The organism is Haloechinothrix sp. LS1_15 (genome assembly GCF_033042135.1).
In the GTDB taxonomy this organism is placed as follows: domain Bacteria; phylum Actinomycetota; class Actinomycetes; order Mycobacteriales; family Pseudonocardiaceae; genus Haloechinothrix.
This window is the reverse complement of the sequence record NZ_WBXM01000007.1, coordinates 224,374-243,612: the sequence shown is the minus strand read 5'-3', so window position 1 is coordinate 243,612 and position 19,239 is coordinate 224,374. Positions and strand designations below refer to the sequence as shown.

Annotated in this window: 14 protein-coding genes; 6 read left to right on the top strand and 8 right to left on the bottom strand. The window is 69.3% G+C overall.

What is annotated here, in order from left to right; all coding sequences use genetic code 11:
• Positions 1 to 50: 50 nt before the first annotated feature.
• Genes F8178_RS13170 through F8178_RS13160 form a run of 3 tightly spaced genes read right to left on the bottom strand, consistent with a single transcriptional unit; the run spans position 51 to position 3,113 of the window.
• The gene (locus F8178_RS13170; RefSeq protein ID WP_317495048.1) at positions 51 to 1,028 is read right to left on the bottom strand and encodes a TRC40/GET3/ArsA family transport-energizing ATPase; all 978 of its coding nucleotides are present in this window, start codon (positions 1,026 to 1,028) and stop codon (positions 51 to 53) included.
• The gene (locus F8178_RS13165) at positions 1,019 to 1,372 is read right to left on the bottom strand and encodes a cory-CC-star protein (protein ID WP_317495047.1); all 354 of its coding nucleotides are present in this window, start codon (positions 1,370 to 1,372) and stop codon (positions 1,019 to 1,021) included. The genes F8178_RS13170 and F8178_RS13165 overlap by 10 nt, the downstream gene beginning before the upstream one ends.
• Positions 1,362 to 3,113, bottom strand: a complete 1,752-nt coding sequence (locus F8178_RS13160) for a carbon starvation protein A (RefSeq protein ID WP_317495046.1) — start codon at positions 3,111 to 3,113, stop codon at positions 1,362 to 1,364. Before F8178_RS13160 ends, F8178_RS13165 begins: the two co-directional genes overlap by 11 nt.
• An 81-nt stretch (positions 3,114 to 3,194) precedes the next feature.
• On the opposite strand from F8178_RS13160, the gene F8178_RS13155 reads away from it, so the two are divergent.
• Positions 3,195 to 4,031, top strand: coding sequence for a hypothetical protein (locus F8178_RS13155; RefSeq protein WP_317495045.1), 837 nt, complete (start codon positions 3,195 to 3,197; stop codon positions 4,029 to 4,031).
• Between the two features lie 301 nt (positions 4,032 to 4,332).
• The gene (locus F8178_RS13150) at positions 4,333 to 7,251 is read left to right on the top strand and encodes an AAA family ATPase (RefSeq protein ID WP_317495044.1); all 2,919 of its coding nucleotides are present in this window, start codon (positions 4,333 to 4,335) and stop codon (positions 7,249 to 7,251) included.
• Between the two features lie 131 nt (positions 7,252 to 7,382).
• Here the strand turns inward: F8178_RS13150 and F8178_RS13145 are convergent, their stop codons facing one another.
• Both F8178_RS13145 and F8178_RS13140 read right to left on the bottom strand, forming a co-directional pair.
• Complete coding sequence (locus F8178_RS13145) at positions 7,383 to 8,519, bottom strand: S1 family peptidase (RefSeq protein ID WP_317495043.1); 1,137 nt, start codon at positions 8,517 to 8,519, stop codon at positions 7,383 to 7,385.
• Positions 8,520 to 8,688: 169 nt separating this feature from the next.
• Positions 8,689 to 9,798, bottom strand: coding sequence for a S1 family peptidase (locus F8178_RS13140; protein ID WP_317495042.1), 1,110 nt, complete (start codon positions 9,796 to 9,798; stop codon positions 8,689 to 8,691).
• A gap of 264 nt (positions 9,799 to 10,062) precedes the next feature.
• Here F8178_RS13140 and F8178_RS13135 point away from each other — a divergent pair, with 264 nt between their 5' ends.
• Positions 10,063 to 10,671: a superoxide dismutase gene (locus F8178_RS13135; protein ID WP_317495041.1), complete on the top strand. Its 609-nt coding sequence runs from the start codon at positions 10,063 to 10,065 to the stop codon at positions 10,669 to 10,671.
• A 124-nt stretch (positions 10,672 to 10,795) separates the two neighbouring features.
• Here the strand turns inward: F8178_RS13135 and F8178_RS13130 are convergent, their stop codons facing one another.
• The gene (locus tag F8178_RS13130; RefSeq protein WP_317495040.1) at positions 10,796 to 11,215 is read right to left on the bottom strand and encodes a CBS domain-containing protein; all 420 of its coding nucleotides are present in this window, start codon (positions 11,213 to 11,215) and stop codon (positions 10,796 to 10,798) included.
• A gap of 507 nt (positions 11,216 to 11,722) precedes the next feature.
• Here F8178_RS13130 and F8178_RS13125 point away from each other — a divergent pair.
• From F8178_RS13125 to F8178_RS13115, 3 genes are all read left to right on the top strand, one after another.
• Positions 11,723 to 14,710: an alpha/beta fold hydrolase gene (locus F8178_RS13125; RefSeq protein WP_317495039.1), complete on the top strand. Its 2,988-nt coding sequence runs from the start codon at positions 11,723 to 11,725 to the stop codon at positions 14,708 to 14,710.
• Positions 14,707 to 16,230 carry a hypothetical protein gene (locus F8178_RS13120; RefSeq protein WP_317495038.1) on the top strand — a complete coding sequence of 508 codons (1,524 nt, stop codon included), beginning with the start codon at positions 14,707 to 14,709 and terminating at the stop codon, positions 16,228 to 16,230. Before F8178_RS13125 ends, F8178_RS13120 begins: the two co-directional genes overlap by 4 nt.
• Positions 16,231 to 16,386: 156 nt before the next feature.
• On the top strand, positions 16,387 to 17,523 hold the full coding sequence (locus F8178_RS13115; protein ID WP_317495037.1) for an adenosine deaminase: 1,137 nt from the start codon (positions 16,387 to 16,389) through the stop codon (positions 17,521 to 17,523).
• 6 nt (positions 17,524 to 17,529) lie between these two features.
• Here F8178_RS13115 and F8178_RS13110 read toward each other — a convergent pair whose 3' ends face one another.
• Both F8178_RS13110 and F8178_RS13105 read right to left on the bottom strand, forming a co-directional pair.
• Positions 17,530 to 18,702, bottom strand: a complete 1,173-nt coding sequence (locus tag F8178_RS13110; protein WP_317495036.1) for an MAB_1171c family putative transporter — start codon at positions 18,700 to 18,702, stop codon at positions 17,530 to 17,532.
• The gene (locus F8178_RS13105; protein WP_317495035.1) at positions 18,699 to 19,238 is read right to left on the bottom strand and encodes a hypothetical protein; all 540 of its coding nucleotides are present in this window, start codon (positions 19,236 to 19,238) and stop codon (positions 18,699 to 18,701) included. The genes F8178_RS13110 and F8178_RS13105 overlap by 4 nt, the downstream gene beginning before the upstream one ends.
• Position 19,239: the final 1 nt, after the last annotated feature.

Sequence of the window (19,239 nt, the reverse complement as noted above, 5' to 3'; positions counted from 1 at the left end):
GCTCGCTGTAGCGGTCGCTATCTATTCGTTGTACTCACGCGACTGTCGCCTCACCGGTTGTCCACCGACGGGCCGGACGTCGAACTGCCCGCTGCCGCCGCGGGAACGCCTTGCTGTGACAGCAATTCGCCCAGCACGCCCAGCCGTTCGATGCCGATCGGTTCGGACTCCACCTCGGGTAGCCGGACGATGCCCGGTACCGCGAGCTCCACTCGCGCGCGTTCGGTGAACTCGCTGTCCGATGTAGATGTCGTTTGGTTGAGCACGGCATGGCCGAGGGTGAAACCGCCCCCGGTCAGTGTTGCGGCGGCGCGAGCCGTCTCGGCCAGCACCATGCGGCGGGGTAGCAATACGAGATGCACGCAAGCCTCGGTGCGGAGGCGGGTCGCCGTGCGTTCCAGCCTGCGGCGGCGCTCGTGGAGTCGGTTGAGCAACGGGTCGTCGGACTCCTCCGGCGAGCCGAGGATGTCCCCGGCGATACGGTCGGCGGCGATGGCGCGTTCGCGTTGCCGTGCCAGCCCGCGCACCCAGGTGGTGAGCAGGTCGGGGAGTTCGAGCATGCGCAGGAGGTGCCCGGTGGGGGCACTGTCCACGACGACGTGTTCCCAGGAATTATTCACCTGATCGAGGGAGCGAGTGAGCATATCGCTCAGGGCGGACTCCGCCATTCCGGGGGCAGCGGCCGCGGCGTCGAGCTGGCGCTGCACGGCTGGCATCACGGAGCGTGGCAACGCCGCGGCCGCGTCGTCGCCGACCTGTTTGATCCTGGCGCGAACCATCGCCTCGGGATCCGGCTCCACTGCCCACAGCTGTTCTGTGACCCGCCGCGGCGCCTCGCCCAGCGGGCGCCCGAGGACATCGGCTAGTGAGTGCGCCGGATCGGTGGAGACCAGCAGCGTGCGGCGACCGGATCCGGCCAGTGCCAGCGCGGTGGCCGCGGCGACGGTGGTCTTGCCGACACCGCCCTTACCTCCGATGATCACCACTGGTGCCGGGACGTGGTGGGAACCGGGAACGGTCAACAGCACACTCCGGGATCCCCGAACTCCTCCTTGCCCATGCGCCGGTGCCATTCGTGGAGGTCGGCGACGAGGTAGGGGATCAGCTCCAGTGTCTCGTAGCGAACGGGGTTGTCGACCCCCAAGGTCTCAAGCAGTACCAGCGCGCGCAGTGTATCGGCTTGGTCCCGTGCCGCTCTCCTGGCTGACGGACCCCACCGCGCGGTGAACACGGCGTCGAACAGCTCCTCCGCGCGCCGCCATGCCCGGCGCAGCTTCGCGGCCACCGAGCGGGCCGTTCCCACGGCTCCCACGGCTCCCGTGGCTCCGGGGCGACCGCGGGAACGGCCCGGAACACCGGGCTCACCGGTCATCGTGCTCCCCGCTTCGCACGGCGGATTCCTCGCCGGCGTCGGCTTCGACGGCACGCGCGGCCCATGCCCTGCGCAGCGCCACAGCGGCCTCGATGATCAGCCATACCGCGAGCAGGAAGATGATCGCGTCCAGTGGGGCGAGCAGGAAGACCTCCAGCGGGTCCGCGCTGGTGGCGAACTCGTGCAGCTGGATGAGCAGCGCCCACGAGGTCATGGTCACCAGGAACACCAGCGGGATGAGGATCACGATCGGGTTCCGGCGGCGCCTGGTCACCCACACCGCGATCACCGCAAGCGCCAGTCCCGCGGTGAGCTGGTTCGTGGTGCCGAACAGCTGCCACAACGTGCCGAACGCGAAATCGCCCGGTAGCAGGGCCAGTATGATGGGCAGGCTCAGCGCCACCGCGGTGGCCAGCGTGAGGTTGCGTGCCACCGCGCGCAGCCCGACCATCTCGGCGATCTCCTGCACGATGTAGCGTTGCAGCCGCACTGCCGTGTCGAGGCTGGTCGCCGCGAAGCTGATCACGACGACGGCGGCGAACACGGTGCCGATGGCCACCGGGACACCGAGGTTGTTGGCGAACCCGGCGACGCCTTCGGTGAACGTGCCCAGCGCGCCGTCGGAGGCCGTCTCCCAGTCGGCGTAGCGCGCCTGCCAGTCGGCGGCCGGCGTGGCCGACAGCGCCACCACGCCCGCGGTCGCGGCCAGAATGGAGCATAGCGCCAAGGTGCCCTCACCGAGCGATCCCAAGTAGCCGACGTAACGCGCGTCTGATTCCTTGTTGAGTTGCTTGGCCGTGGTCCCCGAGGAGACCAGGCTGTGGAAGCCGGACACCGCACCGCAGGCGATCGTGATGAACAGCAACGGGAACCACGGCGGTGAGCCTTCGGGGACGTCGTGCACGGCCGGAGCGGCGATCGTGTTCCACCCGATGAGTACCCCGAGCATGATCACCAGCAGTGCCAGGACCATCTGCTGCTGGTTGATGTAGTCCCTCGGCTGCAGCAGCACCCAGACGGGAAGCCGGGAGGCGAAGAACGTGTAGGCGAAGATCAGCAGGATCCACACCGTCATGGGTTGCAGCCCGACAGCGTTCGCGATGGGGTCCACGGTGATCGGGACGTGCTGCCCGAGCCAGATCGCCGAGTAGACGATCACAAGCGCGAGCAGTGAGGGCAGCAGTGCGGCCGTGCGCTTGCGGTAGACGTACTGTCCGACACCGATGGCCAGCGGGATGGTCAGCAGGACGGGCAGTACCGCCTCCGGGTTGTTCACCAGCAACGTCGCGATGACGACCGCGAACACCGCGTTCACCATGGTGACCAGGAAGTAGATGATGAGCAAGAACAGCGTGCGCGCGCGAGTGCTGATCACATCGCGCGCCACCGTGCCGATACTGCGTGCCTTGTGTCGCAGCGAGACCACGAGAGCCCCGAAATCGTGGGCGCCTGCCGCGAAGACCGTGCCGAGCACGACCCACAGCAACGCGGGAAGCCATCCCCAGAAGACCGCGATGGCGGGACCGACGATCGGAGCGGCCCCCGCGATGGAGATGAAGTGGTGGGCGAAGACGATGTGTTTGTTGGTGGGTACGAAGTCGACGCCGTCGGAGTACCGGTGGGCGGGCGTGACGTACGCGGGATCGAGCGCGTACACGCGCCGCGCGAGATAGGAGGAGTAATACCGGTAACCGAGAGCGTAGATCGCCAGAACCACCAGTAGCACGATCACCGCGGGCATCTGAAGGTACCTCCGTGAGACTCCTGTGCGCCGGGGGCGGTTGCGGTGTCATCGGTTAGAGTCGATGCAACTTAGCACGAGATGGCGATCACACAAAGCGGGTATGACATGCCGGATTTCAGCTCGCTGTGGCGACGCGCCACGGTGGGGGAGCTGTCCTGGATCGACGTGAACGGCCCCACCGGTTTGCCTGTGGTTCCCCTCGAGCTGGACGGGATGCCGTGCGTGGCGTTGCCGTACGCGCACCTGGCTGCTGCCGACGGGCTCACGGGTCGAATGGTCGCGTTGAGCGTCTCCGAAGCAGATGTCCTCGGCGACGATGCGCACGCGGCGGTTGCCCTCGGCCGCGCCGAGGTCACCCACGATCTGGAGGGTTCGACGTTCGTGGCGCAGCTGCTCGATCAGGAGATCGTCAAGCACCCTCCGACGCGGTTGCGCGCGGACGGGTTGATGGCGCGCAGGGAGAACTGGTGGTGGGTGCCCCGCGTACTGGTGACGTTGCCGGAGGTGGCCGAGACCTACCGGCTACCGGCACGGTCCGAACCGCGGGACGCGCTGCTCGTGCGTGACCGGGACGGCGAGCCGCGGATCGGTGTGGTCACTGCGAAGGTCTGGCCCGACACCCCCGGCGAGCGGATCGATATCTGGCCCAAAGACGGGAACCTGCTGGAAGGCGACGGGCTGGACGTGTGTGCCTACGCGCACCGGCGCAGCCCCGATTTCGAGCGGTGGGAGCCGTGGTACCGCTGTGGTGCGCTGCACGGCGAGACGCTCACCATCGCTCGGGCCGAGGGGGAGCCCGGGGCTGGGCTGGAACCGTTCGGCATCGTCGGCAGGCTTCGCAACCACCGCGCGGTCGAGCGCGACTGCCGCTCAGGCATCGCCGCCGTCGAAGGACGTGCTTGGTACGCGCACTGACCGGCTGCTCGACAGCGGCCACGTCACCACCGGGAAAGCACGACGATCGTTATAACCCTGATGGGTGATAGTTGCCAGTTTGAAATCCCGGACATCGTGGCCCTTTCCGGAGTTGACCGGGCGTGACCTGGCGCAAGGCCGATCACTGTGAGTAGTTGACCGTCCCTCGACCGAGTGCAATAACACATGTTATTGCACTAGACTCGCCGCCCTAACACGGGAAGCTCGATGAACTCAGATGGATTGCCGCTCTGACGGGCGGTTGCGAGCTCGAGTCGGATCAGTGGGTGAGCACGAAACTATGGCGACGGGATCGGCGCAGCTCGACTTGACCGGGTCGGCGGTGACCGTCCGGACCGGACCACCGGTGCTTGTGGGACGATCGGCGGAGCTGGGGGCGTTGTTCGACGCGGTCAACACCCCGCCTGCCCTGGTGCTTCTCGAGGGCGAGGCAGGCATCGGTAAGACGCGGCTGATCGACGAACTGTGCGCGTTACCGACGTTGCGCTCGTGGTGCGTGCTCACCGGCGCGTGCCAGCCGTTCCGCGATCCGTGCTCGTACGGCCCCATCCTCGACGCACTCCGCGGCACCGAACGCAGGCTACAGCGACGCGAGGGGTTGAGCCCCCTCGCGGGGGTGCTGCGCCCGCTGCTACCGGAACTGGCCCACTGCCTGCCTGCCCGCCCGGAACACCTCCCCGATGCCAGTGCCGAGCGGCACCGACTCTATCGCGCGATCCGGGAGGTGCTGGCTGCGTGTGGCCGCACCGTCCTGGTCGTCGAGGACGCGCACTGGGCCGACGACGGGACGCGCGATGTGTTGAGCTTCCTGACCGCGGCCATGCCGGAGTCGCTGTCGGTGGTGGTGAGCTACCGGACCGACCAGCACGACGGCAGCGGGAGCCCGGTCGGAGCAGCGCACCGGCCGCAGCACGACACCAGGGGCACGGTGATCCGGCTGGCCCCGCTCGGCGTGGCCGACGTGGCCGACCTGGTGCGGTCCATGCTCGGCACCGACTCGGTGTCGGAGGAGTTCGTGGCCGGGCTGCACGAGCGCACCGCGGGCATCCCGTTCGTGATCGAAGAGGTGCTGCGCGCGCTGGCCGACGGCGCGGGCAGCGTCCCCACCGGTAACGGCGCCGCTCGCGAGGTGACCCGTAGCCTTCCGGCCGCGCTGGGTGTTCCGGTCCTGCTCAGCCATGCCATGGACGAGCGGATGGCGCCGCTGTGCAGCAGTACCGTACGCACCGCCCAAGCGGTAGCGGTCATGGGGCGTTCGGTCGACGTGGAAACCCTCAGCGCCGTGACCGGGCGATCGGTGGCACGGACGGGGGCGGCGCTGCTGGATGCGTTGCGTGCCGGGGTGCTGGTGGAGGCAAGCCCCAACCTCTACGACTTCCGGCACGCGCTCGCGCGCCAGGCCGTGTACGAGGGGATGCCCGGGCCGCAGCGGCGCCACCTGCACCTGCGTGCCGCCGAGGTGCTCGGCAGGCGCGAGCCTCCACCGCTGGCCTGGATCGCCGAACATTACCGGGCTGCGGGGCAGCACGACCGGTGGGTCGACACCGCGGAAGCGGCCGCCGAGCAGGCCAGGGAGATAGGGGAACCGACAGCCGCGGTTGAGATCCTGCACGAGCTGCTTTCCGAGGCCACACTCAGCACCAAGCGGCGCGGCGTGCTCGCGCGCAACCTCAGCAAGGCCGCGCTGGTGGCCAGGGGACGGCGCGATGTGACCGAGCTGCTGGAGCGGATGGTCGACGACGAACGCCTGCCGCTGGTCACCCGCGGGCAGATCCGCACGCGGTTGGGCGTGCTCATGATCCGCCAACCTGATCTGCTGCACACCGGTCGTAGGCACCTGGCGGTCGCCGTGGAGGAACTGTGCGAGTCGGACCCGCACACCGTGTTGCACGCCAAGTCCGCCCTCGGTCAGGCCCAGGGCGGGGAGCTGCCGCTGGACGACCACCTCCCCTGGGTCGAGGGAGTGGAGGCCGCACTCGACGACATGCCGGACTGCCCGGCGCGTACCAACGTCCTGGCCAACCAGCTCCAGAACCTCATCCAGATCGGCACGCCGGGGGTGTGGCCCCGGATCGCGGAGTTACCGGCCGAGTCGCGGTCCACCGACGAGCACTACTACCTCACCAGGGCGCACCTGTACCTGGCCGACGCGCTGTCGTGGGTTGGGCACTTCACCCGCGCGCGACGGTTCGTCACCAGCGCGCTCCGGCTGGCCAAGGGCAACGACCTCTCCTCGTACCTGGCCGCGGTCGGCCACGCCCTTGATGTGCGCCTCTGCTGGTTGACGGGGACCTGGAGCGGTCTCGACGAGCGATGCACCGAGCTGCTGGACCGCTATGCCGACATCGACTTCGTCAGCGCCGAGCTGTGGTGCGCCAGGGGCGTGTTGGCCGTTGCGAAGGGTGAGTGGGACACCGCGGCCACGGCCCTTGACCGGCCGCTGCTGACCCACCCGTGCGGCTACCTTCCCCGTGTGCTTGCCGTGGCCGCCGCGATGGCACGAATGCACCTGTCCCGTGACGAAGCGCGGAAGGCGCAGGACGTGGGGCTGCGAGCCTGGTCGATCCTGCGCCGCAAGGAGGTTTGGCTGTGGGGAGCTCACCTGGCCCCGGTGCTGATCGACACGCTCGGCCGGGTCGGGCGGCTGCGCGAAGCGAGGACGGTGCTCGACGAGTTCACCGACGGGGTGCGTGATCGCGAGGCGCCGCTGGCGCACGCTGCGGTGCCCGCCGGACAGGGTATCTACTACCGGTGGTCGCAGGGATCGTGCCAGGCCTACGAGCCGTTGGACGCGGCACAGTGCCGGTACTCCGCGCTGCCCGCGCCCTATCACGCGGCCGTGGCAGCGGAGTACGCGGCCCGCTGCCGGGCGCGGTCGGGTGGTGCGGGGCAAGCGGAGCTGCTCACCCCGGTTGCAGAGGAGTTCGAACGTCTCGGTGCCACACGCGATGCCGCCCGTTGCCGCCATGCGATCCGTACCTCCGGTGGCGCCGCAGGCTCACGCCGGGGACGGCGGGGGTACGGCGACGCGCTGTCGCCGCGCGAAAAGGAGGTAGCCGGGCTGCTGTCCAGGGGACTGACGAACCGGGAGATCGCGGAGGTGCTTTTCCTGTCCCCGCGCACCGCCGAACATCACGTGGCGCGGGTGCTCCGCAAGTTGGGTGTGCGATCGCGGCTCGAGCTGCGCCGGTCGAGCTGACGGTGACGGGGTAGCGGGCCTCGAGGAGGAGACCTGGAGAGGCCCGAGGAGGCGTGACCGCGCACGTAGCCGCGTAGCGGGGCACCCCTGTGGGATGCCCCGCCGGTGTGCAGTGTCCCGCCGCGCAGTGCTCAGCCGGTGAGCAGTCGGGCGCCGGTGGCGCGTAGTGCTCGCTGGATCGGCTCGAAGTACATGGTGGTCTGGCTGCCGCCCGACACCATACCCTGCGCCTGGCCGCCCGCGGCCATGACCGAACCGCCGGAGTCACCGGGACGGGCGTGGATGCTGGTCTGCGTCATCCCGAAGACAGCTCCCTGCGGGTAACGCACGGTCTGGTTCTTGGCCTGGATTGTGCCGCAGGTCACCCCGCTGGTGGAGCCGGACTTGCAGGCGCGGGCGCCGATGGGGGCTTCCTGCGCGCCTCGCACGGTACCGAGCCTGACGACCTGAGGCAGCGGTGTCCAGGCCCGCGTCACGCGTGCCAGTGCCCAGTCGGCGCCGGGGAATCGGTACTGGTTGGCGGTGCCAAGGTGCCGCCCATCCTTGCTCAGGGTCGTGCCGCCCATCGCGGGGCAGTGTCCCGCGGTCAGGAAACCACCCTGCACCGAGAAACCGACCGAGCAGCGGCTGCGCGGCATGAAGTAGGCCTCGCCGCCCCGCACGGTGTTGAGAAGTTTCGGCTGCTCTGCGCTCTCCTCCACAGCGACCTTGCTCGGGGCTACGCCCGCCCGGGCGGCGAAGCTCTTCGCGTCACCCGTGGCGCCTTCGGCCACCGTGATGGTCACCGAGTTGGTGGTGGTGTCGATCCCCCAGCCGGTGACGGTCTCGGGTGCCGCCGACTCTTCCCGGTTGAGCTTCGTCACCGCGTTGTCGAGCTGTTCCATGCTGTGTCGGACTACGGTGGCTTCGGCCCCCGCGCTCGTCACCCGCGCGACCTCTGCGGGATCGGTGACGCCCACGACCAGCTCCTGGCTGGCCTCGTCGTAGTAGGCGCCGCCGAACGCCTCGCCGAGCGCGTCGTCGAGCTGCGCCCGGAGCGTGGTGGCGGTCGCTTGGCTCGCCAGCTGCTCGGCCGCTTGCGAGCGGGTGGTGCCGAGATCCTGCTGGACGGCGTCCAGTACCTCGGTGCTCACCGACGGGCCCGATCCGTTGGCCGGATCCGCCGGGGATGCTTCGGATGACGCTCCTGCCGGGATCGCGCCGACAGTGAGCACACCGAAGACCATGACGGCTGCGCCGGTGGTGCCGGCTGCTCGTGCCATCTTCATAGCTGTCTCCAGTTAGGGTTGGGCTACGCGTTGTGGCGCTCGCGTAGCGATCTGCAGGGTTTGTCGCAGGAATCGGGAATGCCCGAAATTCCTGCGACAAACCTTCCTGCCTGGGATCGGCGAATACAATACGGAGACGGCTAGGTATGGCTACGTAATCAATCGACCGTCAGCCGGTGATCAATCGGGCACCGGTGGCACCGAGCGCGCGATCGACCGGCTCGAAGAACATGGTGGTGTCGTCACCACCGGAGACCATGCCCTGTGCCTGGTTTCCTGCCATCACCGAGCCACCGGAGTCGCCGGGGCGGGCGATGATGCTGGTCTGTGTCAGGCCGTGCACCGCGCCCTCCGGGTAGCGCACGGTCTGGTTCTTGGCCTGGATGGTGCCACAGGTGACGCCGGTGGTCGCACCGGACTTGCAGGCCTCGGCGCCGACGGGTGCCTCGTCGCCGCCGCTGACGGTACCGATGCCCGATACGCGCGGTGTCAGGTTCCAGGCGTCGGTGGTGCTGGCCAACGCCCAGTCCGCGCCGGGGAACACCCAGTCGGTCGCGGTTCCCAACCGCTGCCCGTCCTTGCGCAGGTCCGGACCACCCATCTCCGGGCAGTGTCCCGCGGTGAGGAACCCGCCCTCCACGGAGAAGCCGATCGAGCAGCTGCCCTGGTTCATCTGGTAGCTCTCGCCGCCTTCGACGTCGTTGAACCGCTGCGGAGCCTGGTCGGTCCGTTCGATGCGGAACATCGCCGGATCCATCCCGACCTGGTCGAGGTACGACTCGGCCGCACCGGCGTGGCCGCGGAGCACGGTCACGGTGACCGAGTTGGTTTCCGGGTCGATTCCCCAGCTGGTGATCCCCCGTGGTGCGTGCGGCTCGTCGGCGTTCAACGTGTCCACAGCGGAGCTGAGCTCGGTCATGCTGTGGTCCACTGTCCGCACAATCGCGTCAGCCGGCACGGCCTCGGCTCGCGAGGCATCCGCCACCCCGACGACCAGCGTGCCGCGCTCGGCGTCGTAGTACGAGCCACCGTAGGCCTCGCCGAGGCGCTCGCTCAGGGATTCGTAAGAGGTGATGGCTTCGTCCTGCCGTGCCAGGCGCTCGTCGAGCTGCTGCTGCTCGACACCGAGGTCCTGGCTCATCGCCGTCGCTGCCTGAGCATCCATCCCCGCCGGAGTTGCAGGCGAATCCGTCGCTGTCGCCGGGATCGAGCCGGTTGTGAGTAGGCCGAGCGCGACGGCGGTGCTGCCGGTGATGCCGACTACACGTTTCACTGTCATCCGGTTCTCCGTTCGTTTCGGGCGGAAATTACCGCTTCCGGGACGGCACAGGTCGTGTGCCGTTCTGTGTCGCTGGGAACGCATTCGTCGTGATTCCCGAAACAACTGTGCGGCGCGCCCGTCAACCGAACAATGCGGATTCGATTGGGTATCGGTACGTACCTTTCCGATCGAACATTTCGGCCGATTCGTGCATACCGTACGGCGGTATGGCGTAACGAGGTCCCCTGATCGGGCGAGATGGTGATGGCGCATACTGGGCGTATGCGTACTACTGCACACCGCGATACCGCGGCGCTCCGGTCGGTAGCAGTGCTCGCGGCGCTCGGGCTGCTGGTCGCTTCCTGTGGCAACGGAGACGAACGTGGAGAACTCAGCCACACCGGCACCCTCGCCGCCCCGGAGGCCGCGGATGACGCGTACACATACGACAGCGAGCTGGCCCCGGAAGGCGCCGAGCTGACCATCATGGCCGAGAGTGACGCCGCCGCGACCGAGGTCACCCTGCGCGTTTCGGGATTGCTGTCCGACAGGGGGTACGCGGTTCACGCGCATACCGACCCGTGCGGCACCGACGGAGGCGATTCCGGGCCGCACTACCAGCACGAGATCGACCCGGCGGCCACTCCGGACGACCCGTCGACCGATCCCGAGTACGCGAACCCGGACAACGAGATCTGGCTCGATGTGGTCACCGATGACGACGGCGACGGCGAAGTCACCACCGAGGTCCCGTTCGGGTTCGCCGAGGACGCTCCGGAGTCGATCGTGCTGCACCAGGAACCGGAGACGGCCACCGAACCCGGCGAGGCGGGAACCGCGGGCGACAGGGTCGCCTGCCTGACCGTCCCGTTCGGCGCGCTCGCGAGCTGAGGCTCGGGCGCGTCACCGGCGGGGTCGAGCCGAAGGCCTCCTTCGGTACATATTCGGTACCCGGGGAGTCCTTCGGCTCGCGCCCACGCTGGAAAGCCGCGGGCCCGCACCGCGGGCGTGTGGCTCAGTTGATCGTGGTGACGGATTCGACGAACCGGCCGACCTGTTCGGGGGGCAGGTGGCTGGCGATATCGGCTTCAGTGATGATGCCGACCAGCTGGTGATCGTCGATGACCGGGAGCCTGCGGACCTGATGCTCGCGCATCATGGCCAGCACGTCGCGGACGTCGGCATCGACCGATACCCAGAACGGCTTGCCCCTGGCCAGTGCGCGTGCCTCGGTGATGGCAGGGTCCTTGCCCTCGGCAAGGCATTTGACCACGATGTCCCGGTCGGTGAGCATGCCGTGCAGCCGGTTGTCGTCGCCGCAGATCGGCAGCACCCCGACATCGAGCTCCCGCATCATCCGCGCCGCCGCCTGGAGCGATTCGTGCTCGCCGACGCATTGCGCACCCTGGTGCATGATCTCGCGCGCGGTTGTCATGGTGACCTCCTCGTGTCGGTTGCGCGCGCCCGTGCTGGCGTACCGGTGTACCGGTGGCGTGCCCGGGGCACATCCCAGTCTGCTCCGAACCGCTCGCGAGAGGAAAGGCTGGAACGGGTAGTTGGCATCCCCCGGTCGGGTGGGTACGGGCAAGGTTCACGCCGGTGCGGGACACCGCTCGGGTTGGATGACCGGAGGCGGCGAGCCAGCCAGCTGGCTCGCCGCCGGTTCCGTCGCCGGATGCGTCTACATCGCACCCGTCACAGAGTCGCAGGGGTACCGCCGAGCCTGCGGGGTGGCGGTGCGCTCGGCACTCCCGCGAATCCCGCCGCTGGGCGTTACCGCGCAGGTACGCGTCGCGACTAGGGTGCGGGTTGTCGCGGTACTGAAGATGAGGAAACGCTGCTCGACCGGCTACCGTCGACTGTGGGGCGCGGGTGATCACTGGTGCGAGCACCCGGTGTTCGGCCCGGCCATCGAGCCGGTAGCAACGGAAGGAGCGTCGGGATGGCGCCAGGGAGTGCGGCGGTGACCGGGGCGCTGGATCGGTTGATCGCGATCGCGCAGAACGGCCTGGAGGTACTGCGATTCGGTGGCCTCGACACCGGCGAGGAGCCGTCCGAGTACCGGGTGGTCGAGCGCAGGCGCATGTTCCGGCTGCGCAGGTACTTCCCTGCAACCGCCACGTCGCGGCCGCCGGTGCTGCTGGTGCCCCCCATGATGCTCGCCGCCGATGTCTACGACGTAGCGCCGTCGACCAGCGCCGTCGCCGAGCTGCACCGTGGGGGCCTGGACGCGTGGGTGATCGACTTCGGCGCACCCGACCGGGAGGCAGGGGGGTTGACGCGCTCGCTGACCGATCACGTCGTGGCCGTCAGCGAGGCGATCGAGCTCGTCGCCGAGCACACCGGCAGCCCGGTGTACCTGGCGGGGTACTCGCAAGGTGGGATGTTCTGCTACCAGGCGGCCGCCTACCGCAAGTCCGACAGGGTGGCGGGCATCGTGACCTTCGGCAGCCCGGCCGATCCGCTGGCCGCCGCACCGCTCGGCCTGCCGGAGAACGTGGTGACCACCGGTGCGGAGTTCCTCGCCGACCACGTGTTCAGCCGCCTCGCCCTGCCCGGGTGGGCCGCGCGGGCAGGGTTCCGGCTACTCGATCCGGTCAAGGCGGTGCGCGCGCGGCTGGATTTCCTGCGCCAGCTTCACGACAGGGAGGCGCTGCTCGGCAGGGAGCGGCAGCGGCGGTTCCTGGAGGCAGAAGGCTGGGTGGCGTGGTCAGGGCCGGCGATCGTGGAGTTGCTCCGCCAGTTCTTCGTGCACAACCGCATGGTCACCGGTGGGTTCGTCATCGGTGATCGCACCGTGACGCTCGCCGATATCACCTGCCCGATCCTGGTGTTCGTCGGTGAGATCGACGACATCGGCCAACCGGCGGCGGTGCGCGGGATCGGCCGGGCGGCACCGGAAGCGGATGTGCACGAGGTGGCGGTGCGGGCCGGTCACTTCGGGCTCGTCGTCGGCTCCGAAGCGATGCGTACGACCTGGCCGAGCGTCGCCCAGTGGGTGCACTGGCGCTCCTCGGCGGGCGCACCACCCGAGGCGATGACCCGGCTGCGCGATCCGGCGGAGGCAGACCGTCGACGCGGCGGCCTGCCCTCGGTGGTCACCAACGGCCTCAACCAACTGGCAGGTGCCGGTTTCGAGCTCGGCCGGGACGTGGCACAGCGCACGGCGAGTGCGGCCCGCGCGACGACCGAGGTCGCCGAGGAGGCCAGCCGTGCCGTACCCCGGCTCGTCAGGCTGGGTCGATTGCAGGCGAACACCCGGGTCTCGCTCGGCCAGTTGCTCCACGAGCAGGCGAGCAGGGACCCGCAAGGCGAGTGCTTCCTGTTCGACGACCGGGTGCACACCAACGGGGCGGTGGCCGAGCGGATCGACAACGTGGTGCGCGGGCTGATCCGGACCGGTGTCCGGGAAGGTGACCATGTCGGCGTGCTCATGGACACTCGCCCGAGCGCGCTGGTCGCGATCGCGGCGCTGTCGCGGCTCGGCGCGGTGGGGGTGCTGCTCCCGCCAGTGGCCGACCTCAGTGCGGCGCTGCGGCTCGGTCGTGTCTCCGCGGTGCTTGTCGATCCCCAGCATCTCCGGGACGCGTCGGGCTGCGGCGTGCCGGTGCTGGTGCTCGGTGGCGGCGCCGACCGCGAGCTGGGGCAGGAGCTCGGCCAGCGCGTAATCGACATGGAGCGCATCGATCCCGGAACCGTCGAACTGCCCGCCTGGTACCGGCCGAACCCCGGCCGTGCTCGGGATCTGGCGTTCGTGATGTTCAGCGGGTCGGGAGAACACCTGGAAACCAAGATGATCACCAATCACCGATGGGCGATGTCCGCCTTCGGTACCGCATCCGCGGCCGCGCTGACCAGCAGCGACACGGTGTACTGCGGGACTCCGCTGCATCACCCGTCGGCGCTGCTGACCAGCGTCGGTGGTGCGGTGGCCGCTGGAGCGCGGATCGCGCTGACCCGAGGGTTCGACCCATCGCGGTGCGCCGAGGAGGTACGCCGTTACGGCGTGACGGTCATGTCCTATACCTGGACTCTGCCCAGAAAGCTGCTGGGCGACCCCGGAGCGGGGAGTGCAGGGGAGCGCCACCGGAACGGGCCGATCCGGCTGTTCGTCGGTTCGGGAATGCCGCGTGGTCTGTGGCGCAGGGTGACCGCCGAGTACAGCCCGGCGCGCGTGCTGGAGTTCTACGCCGCCACCGAGGCCGATGTGGTGCTGGCCAACCTCTCGGGGGCGAAACCGGGGGCGAAAGGACGGCCGTTGCCGGGAAGTGCGGAGGTAGCGCTGGCCGCGTTCGACGCCGAACGCGACGTCGTGATCGAGGACGAGCGGGGGTTCGCACGGCACTGCGCGGCGGGGGAGGTCGGGCTGCTGCTCGCCGATCCGGCCACCGGTTGGGAGGGCGATCAGCCGCGGCTGCGGAGCGTTTTCCGGCCAGGCGACCGCTGGGTGCCCACCGGGGATCTGTTCGTCCGTGACGCCGAAGGCGACTACTGGTTGATGGACAACCGCGACACTGTGATCGGCACCTCGCGCGGGGTGGTGTTCACGCAGGCGGTCAGCGACGCGCTGACCGATCACTCCGCTGTGGACCTTGCTGTCACCTACGGTGTGGCGGCTGCTGGGAGGACGCTCGCGGTGACGGCGGTGACCTTGCTGCCAGGGGGTACGCTCACCGGCGCTGGCATCGCCGGTGTGCTGTCCGAGCTGACCGCCGGGCAGTGGCCGGATATCGTGCATGTCGTCGACTCGATCCCGGTCACGGACTGGTACCGGCCAAGGACGGACGAGCTGCGCGCCGCGGGCGTTCCGGGCGCGGGGGAGCAGGCGTGGTACTACGACAGCGACGGCGAAAGCGAGACCGGCCGGGCACGTACCCGGGCGATGTACCGGCCACTGACCAGGAACGCGCGGGAGCGGCTGGCAGGATGACGCTCGCGCGGGTGTGGCCGCTCGGCGGCCTCACCGTGGTGGTGCTGCTCCTCGCGGGCACCGGGATAGTCCCGGTCTGGTCGGGGCTGCCGCACCTCGTCGCGCTTCCGCCCGTCGATCTCTACACGGATCTGCGGCTGTTGCTGACCGGCGCCACATCCGTGCCTGCGTTCCTGGCGTTGCTGCTGCTCGTCGCCGTGGTGCGCATCGTGGTGCTCGCGCTGCTGCTCGGCGGGTTGAGCCGCGCGCGCCTGACGTTCGCCGCCGCGTTCTACGGCACGGTGTTCCTGCCGCTGCTGCTGGCTGCGCAGCTCGGCTACCTCGGTTTCGCGTTGCTGTACGCGCGGGTGTTCTGGCCTGCGGTGGGGCTGGTCGCTGTGGTGTTCGTGCTGACGGCGGCGGTGCCGTGGCAACACACCACGCGGCTGCGCAGCGCGCTGGCCGGGACGTGGCGCGAAGGATTACGCGTCGCCACGCTGTTGGGATACGGGGCCGTGCTGATCGCGATCGGAGGGTTGGCCCACACTTGGGATCGGCTGGCATTGCCGCTGGTACCGGTCTCGGCGATGGCCACGGCGGTGACGATCGGGCTACTGCGGCGCCCGGCACGCCGTGGTGCGGGGTGGCGGCTGACCGCGGCCTGCACGGCGATGACCGTCGCGGCCACGGTGTTCGTGGGCACCCGCGATGCGGGTCGGGCTCCGGTGCCCGAGGAGCGCAACGGCTCCCTGATGATCATGTCGGGTATCAACTCGGCCTCCGGCCTGGGCGCGGTGTTCCACATCCCACCCGAACGGTTCGGCCTGACCTGCGAGCAGGTCTACTACTACTCGTACGCTGGCAAGGGCGATGGGCAGCCGCGAGGGCACGCGCGGTGCCCGATCCGCACCGGGGCGCCTTACGAACCGGAGGACACCGGCAGGCCGATGATCGAACAGGCCGAGGTTTTCGCCGACCAGGTCGCCGACCTGCCCGAGCCGATCCGCGTCATCGGTCACTCGCATTCGGTGTGGGTGGCGTGGCTGGCGGTGGCCAGCGGGATGGCCCCGGAGGTGGATGAGCTCGTCTTGATCGGACCGTTCAGTGAGAGCACGCAGGGATACCTGCCCGCGGGGCAGCGAGGTCCCGGTCATGTGGCCAGCGAGTTGCTGCGGTTGCTCGCCCCGCTGACCGAGCCGGTGGACTTCAACTTCGACCCCGACGCTCCCGCGGTGCGGCAGATGCTCGCCGATCCGCGTGGTGTCGAGGAGATCTTCGAGCAGTCGCTGCCGGAGGATGTGGGGGCGATCAGCCTGACATCGACCACCGATCTGCCGCTGATGCCGTCCGGTTGGCGGCTACCGGTGGACCGTAACGCCTGCCCGATTCGCGAGGCCCACCCCTACCTGCCGACCTCGGAGGCGCTCTACCGTGAGGTCAACCGGTACCTGGACGGGGAGCCACCACCGCCGTGCCCGAGCTGGCGCGACTGGGGTGCGCCCGCGAGTGCGCCGTTCGGCCCGCCCCCGGCGCGGGAGTGAGCAGTGGCACGCATCGCGCGGTGTCACACGCCCGCGTTCCGGGATTCGTCGTGCGATGCTGGAGCGAGAAAGCCATGGCGACCTGCCCGGTCGTGACCACGGCTGGGGAGAATCGTCGGGTGGCCACAAGCCACGCGTGGACAAGGAGGGAATTCCGTGCCGGAGGAGCTGAACGTCGCCACGTGGGACCGTATCCGCCGGGCGCCGAAGGTGGTGCTGCACGATCACCTGGACGGCGGGTTGCGGCCGGAAACCGTAGTCGAGCTCGCTGAGGAATCCGGTTACGACAAGCTGCCTGCCACGGATCCCGAGCAGCTGGGACGCTGGTTCGTGGACGCGGCGGATTCCGGATCGCTGGAACGGTATCTGGAGACGTTCGGTCACACGGTCGCCGTGATGCAGTCGGCCGAGGCGCTGCGGCGGGTCGCGGCCGAGTGCGCGGAGGATCTGGCCGCCGATGGCGTGGTCTACGCCGAGGTGCGCTACGCCCCCGAGCTGTTCCTCGAGGGCGGGCTGTCGCTGCCCGAGGTCGTCGAAGCGGTCCAGGACGGGTTCCGGGAAGGGGAGCGGCGCACGGCCGCCGCGGGGCACCGGATCCGGGTCGGCACGCTGCTGTGCGCGATGCGGCAGAACGCGCGATCGGCGGAGATCGCCGAACTGGCGGTGCGGTACCGCGACGAGGGTGTGTTCGGGTTCGACATCGCAGGTCCGGAGGCGGGGTTCCCTCCCACCCGCAACCTGACCACGTTCGAGTACCTACGCAGGCAGAACGCGCACTTCACCATCCACGCCGGTGAGGGGTTCGGGCTGCCGTCGATCTGGGAGGCCATCCAACGCTGTGGTGCCGAGCGACTGGGGCACGGTGTGCGCATCGTCGATGACATCGACGTCGCCGACGACGGCACGGTGCGGCTGGGCAGGCTGGCCGCCTACATACGGGACCGGCGAATCCCACTGGAGATGTGCCCGAAATCCAACGTGCAGACCGGTGCGGCCCCATCGATCGCCGAGCACCCCATCCGGCTGCTGCGCAGCCTGTACTTCCGGGTGACGGTCAACACCGACAACCGGCTCATGAGCGGTACCAGCATGTCGCGCGAGTTCGCCGAGCTCGTCGATGCCTTCGGTTACACGCTGGACGACATGCAGTGGTTCACGGTCAATGCGATGAAATCCGCGTTCTTACCGTTCGACCAGCGGCTCGCGCTGATCAACGATGTGATCAAACCCGGTTACGCGGCGCTCCGCGCCGAGCGGCTGTTTACCCAGGTCGCCGCCGAGCGTACCGGCTAGGTTGCGTCAGGCCGCTTGGTCGGACACGGGGCGGTCCCGGTACGCGCTGGCCACCCGTGCCCACCAGCGCAATGCGGCACGAACGTCGGTTCCCTGCGTCGTGTGAGCGACCGGTCCGTGCTCGCCCGCTGCGGGCACGCCCTCGACCTTGGCTCCCACCGCGGCACGCAGCTCCGCCGCGGCGATCGCCGGTACCGCCGCCTGGCCGGGCACGCAGACACCGGTCGCTGCGGCGTACGGGCGTAGCGCCAGCCGTGCGTCGGCGAGCTCGATGATCCGCCGGTAGGCGCGGAAGTCGAGTCCGGCTGGCGAGAACCGGCGGAGGGGGTGGGCGGCCGTGCGGTCGAGCACCACCTCGGGATTGGCCTGGAGCGCGACGACCCGCCAGAGCCGGTGTGTGCGCTGGTAGTCGAGATAGCGCTTGCCGTACTCGGCGACCGCGACGAGTTGCTCACCCCAGGACGGCAACGTCAAACCCAGCGTGATCAGCAGTGCCCCGCCTGCGGCGACCAAGGCAGGCGTGGGCTCCGGTCGAGCCACGTCCGCGCCGATCCAGGAACCGAGGCCGGTCCAGGACGCGACGACGTCGGCCAGCCGGTAGACGCAGTAGGCGAGGACGAGGGCAGCGCCGGTGGCGGCCAACCGCAGCCCCCGAGCCACCAGCGGGCTGGCAGTCATCCGCGCGTAGCGCACACCGAGCCGGACGATCGCCAGCATGCCGAGAATGAGCGTGACCAGGTAGAGCAGCAGGCAGGCCGCGTACAACGCGCCTGCCATGCCGCTGCCTACCCCGGTGATCGAGCGGGCCCCGGTGCCCGCGGCGAGGAACAGCGCGGTCATGGTGACCGCGACACAGCCGAGGGCGATGAGCCGGTTCCGGATCCGGCGATGGAGCTGGTCCTCGAGCCTGGTCCACACCAGCAGCATGATCTGCGTGGTGGTGCTGAACGCGACGACACACAGCAGGATGAGCAGGATACTCAGGTCGGCGAAGCCGGTATGGCGGGCGAGCCAGTCGTGTACCGGGGGAAGCGCGGCCGTGAACACCACGCCGAGCAGGGCGAAGCTGAGGCAGACCCAGGTCAGCGCCGGGTCGGTCGACCTGCGGCTGGCTGCAAGCTTGTAGGCGGCGGCCAGCCACCCGCAGCAGGCGCAGAGCGAGTACAGCGCCGTGGTCACGCCCAGTCCCTACCCGGTTGCTGGAGGGTGCGCTCGATGCGCGCGATGACCGCTGCGTCGGCGTCGGCTGACAGGGTGGCATCCTCGGCCGGTTCGCTCGCGGTTGTGTGGGACTGGCGGAAGCGGCGGGTCCTGCCGCGCCTGCGGTGCAGGATCAGCGAGGCCATCAGCTCCGCCTCGCGCTCCTGTTCGAGGGTGTAGTGGCTGCGCCCGAGCACGCTGCGCACGAGCGTGTCGTCGAGGTGGCTGAACAGTGACCGGGACAGCTCCTCACTGAGTACAGTACTGGCCCGGTGGTCGCAACAGAGGTGGCTGAGCTCGTGAAGGATGATGTGCTCGCGATGCAGCGGGTCGGTATCCCGCTGGTAGATCACGTACTCCGTCGACTCGGTAGACAGCCAGAGACCGCAGGGGCTGCCCGGCGGCAGGCCCAGCGCGAGTAGCTGGATCGGACGCCCCGTGCGCCTGCTGAGGTCGGCGCGGAAGGCGTCGACGTGGAACGGTTCCGGGAGGTCCAGCTCCCGCAACCGTCGCATG